We start from the raw sequence: 3,141 nt of genomic DNA on the forward strand, positions 1-3,141 counted from the left end.
TTTGGTGGGGTCGATGGATGGGGCCCGGCTGGATCGGGTGTTGGGTGCGAAGGCGGATGGTGCTTGGTATTTGCATGAGCTGACGTGTGAGCGTGCGTTGGCGTTCTTCGTGATGTTTTCGTCGGCGGGTGGGTCGGTGTTGGCTGCGGGTCAGGCTAATTACGCGGCTGCGAATGTGTTCCTGGACGCGTTGGCGGTGCGGCGTCGGGCGGAGGGCCTGCCGGCCACTTCCCTCGCGTACGGGCTGTGGGACGTCGCCACGGGTCTGACGGAGGGCATCGACGACGACGTCCGCCTCATGGCGGCACGCGGTCTCCCGGCCCTCGTCCCGGCCGATGCGCTCCGGCTCTTCGACGCGGGTCTGAGCTCCGGACGGGCGGCCCTGGTGCCGCTCGCCGTCGACGTACCGACTCTGAAGGCGCATCCCGGTGCGCCGCACGCCCTCCTGCGGGACATGGTGCTCCCCGAGGCGGGCCCCGTGGTCAGGAGCCGCACGAAGAGTGCCGATCCCGCCGCCCTGGCCGCTCGTCTCACCGGGCTGAGCAGCGAAGACCGTGAGCAGGCCCTTCTCGACCTGGTACGCGGGCACGCCGCCGCCGTGCTCGGGCACTCGGGCGCCGAAGCCGTCCCCGCCGAGCGCGGATTCCTCGACATCGGCTTCGACTCGCTGACGGCCCTGGAACTCAGGACCCGACTGGGCGAGGTGACCGGCTGCCGGCTGGCACCGACCCTGATCTTCGACTACCCCTCGGCCGCCGAGCTCGCCAGGCACCTGCGACAGACGCTCTTCGGCGAGGACACCCCCGCGGACGACCTCAGTGCGGCCACCGCGGACGAGTTGTTCGACATTCTCGACGGCGAGGTCTAGTGCTCCCCCCGGCAGGCCGCGCCGGTCATGCACCAGGTGTTCATGTCAGTACGGACCGGAGACGAGGAGCGAGTGTGCTGAACCGGATAGTCGTCGTGGGCGCGGCGGCCGCAGGACTGACCGCGGTGGAGACGCTGCGTGCGAAGGGGTACGAGGGAGGCCTCACGCTCGTCGGTGACGAGCGCCATCCCCCGTACGACAGGCCGCCCCTCTCCAAGGAGTTGCTGAGCGAGGGCTGGGAGCCCCCGAGCACCTGGTTGCGCACGGCGGACGTGCTGGCGGCCGTCGACGCCGATCTGCGCCTCGGCTGCCGCGCCACCGGCCTCGACCCGGTGGCACGCACCGTCACCCTCTCCACCGGCGAGAAGCTGCCCTATGACGCGGCGATCATCGCGACCGGACTCCGGCCGCGCAGGCTGCCCTGTGGGGACGGCCTCCGCGGCGTCCACGTCCTGCGATCCCTGGACGACGCGGTCCGCCTGCGCGGGGCGCTCGCGAGGGGACCCAAGGTGGCGGTGATCGGGGCCGGTTTCCTCGGTGCGGAGATCGCCGCCACGGCGCGGGGGGCCGGGCTCGACGTGACGCTGATCGACACCAACGCCCAGCCCCTCGCGCGCCAGGTCGGCGCCGAGATCGGCGGGCTCGTTGCGGGCCTCCACCGTGACCACGGGGTGCGGCTCGTTCTCGGTGCGGATGTGGTGGGAATGGCCCGGGACGGCGCCGGGGTCCGGGGGGTGGTGCTCGCGGACGGCACCACGGTCGACGCGGATCTGGTCGTCGTCGCGATCGGGTCGGTGCCCGCCGTGGACTGGCTCGCCGATTCCGGGCTGCCCCTGGGTGACGGAGTCCTGTGCGACGCCTCGTGCCGGGCCGCCCCCGGGGTCTGGGCGGCGGGAGACGTCGCCAACTGGCCCCACCCCATGGTGGCCGGGGCCCGGGTCAGGCTCGAACAGCGGACCAACGCCGCCCAGCAGGCCATGGCGGTCGTCGCCAACCTGCTGGCCGGCGAGGCGGGCGCGCGGCCGTACACCCCCGTGCCCTTCGGCTGGACCCATCAGTTCGGGGAGAAGATCCAGACCATCGGCTGGTGCCCCCCCGACGCACGGACGGAAATCATCAGCGGGTCCACCGCCGACCGCGAGTTCGTCGCCGCGTACCACCGCGACGGCGTCCTCGTCGGCGGTCTGGGGTGGAACAGTGCGCGTGGCCTGCGGCAGTGCCGACAGCTGCTCGGCCGCCCGTCGTCGGAACTGGCCGCGACGGCGGCAGGTGTCTGACACACCCACCAGGAGGCGGGCGCGCGCCGCCCGGTACGGCACCGCTCATGGTGTCGTACCGTCTCTCCACCTCGGTCTCACACCGGCTCCGCGTACGGCGGACCCGGGGCGTATACGATGCTCTATGCGTGCGTGATACGCATGGGAAGGGCTCCTGATGAAGGCAGGCACGAGATGAGTACTGGTGAAGGAACGAGTACGGAAGGCGTCGGCCTGCCGAACAGCATCGCGGTGCTCTGGGAACTGCGGAACCGGGAACAGCGCACCGCGCGTACCGGTCTGAGTGTCGAGCGCATCGTGACGGCCGCGATCGAGTCGGCGGACGCCGACGGTCTTGCCGGTCTGTCCATGTCCCGTGTCGCCAAGAGCCTCGACTTCGGCACCATGTCGCTGTACCGCCACGTGTCGAGCAAGGACGAGCTGCGGCAGCTCATGCTGGACATGGCCTATGGGACCCCGCCCCGCATCGACACGGCCGAGGGCGACTGGCGGGACGGGCTGGAGCAGTGGGCCCGCGCCTTCCAGGAGGTCTTCCACCGGCACCCCTGGATGCTGCAGATCTCGGTCAGTGGTCCGCCCCTGGAGCCCGGCCAGCTCAGCTGGCTGGAGTCCGGCCTGCGCACTCTGGGCGGTACGACCCTGCGGCCGGACGACAAGCTGTCCGTGATGATGCTGATGATCGGCTACGTACGCAACAACGTGCAGATGTCGCTCGGCGTCGTCACGCAGGACATCAGCGAGGCGGACCTGATGGCCAACTACGGCCGCGCGCTGGCCAAGTACGCCGACTCCATGTCGTTCCCCGCGCTCGCCGAGCTGCTGGAGGCGGGGGCGTTCGACGAGCCCGAGGACGATTTCACCTTCGGGCTCCAGCGGGTCCTGGACGGCATCGAAGTGCTGATCCGCATCCGCAGCGGCGAGAAGCCGCTCACCTGACCGGCGTTCCCGCCGCACGCGTGGAAGGGGGCTGGTTGCCCACCCGGCCGGGTGGGCAAC

Annotated in this window: 3 protein-coding genes; all 3 read left to right on the forward strand. The window is 71.0% G+C overall.

Annotation, left to right across the window (positions count from 1 at the left end):
* The first annotated feature begins 13 nt into the window (after positions 1 to 13).
* Positions 14 to 868 (forward strand): beta-ketoacyl reductase, encoded by an 855-nt coding sequence (locus tag ABZ434_RS35980; protein ID WP_359146299.1) that lies wholly within the window; start codon positions 14 to 16, stop codon positions 866 to 868.
* 74 nt (positions 869 to 942) lie between these two features.
* Positions 943 to 2,145 carry an FAD-dependent oxidoreductase gene (locus ABZ434_RS35985; RefSeq protein WP_359146293.1) on the forward strand — a complete coding sequence of 401 codons (1,203 nt, stop codon included), beginning with the start codon at positions 943 to 945 and terminating at the stop codon, positions 2,143 to 2,145.
* Positions 2,146 to 2,319: 174 nt separating this feature from the next.
* Positions 2,320 to 3,081 carry a TetR/AcrR family transcriptional regulator gene (locus ABZ434_RS35990; protein WP_359146296.1) on the forward strand — a complete coding sequence of 254 codons (762 nt, stop codon included), beginning with the start codon at positions 2,320 to 2,322 and terminating at the stop codon, positions 3,079 to 3,081.
* Positions 3,082 to 3,141 lie beyond the last annotated feature (60 nt).

This window comes from Streptomyces sp. NPDC005761, from assembly GCF_040630635.1.
Taxonomy (GTDB): domain Bacteria; phylum Actinomycetota; class Actinomycetes; order Streptomycetales; family Streptomycetaceae; genus Streptomyces.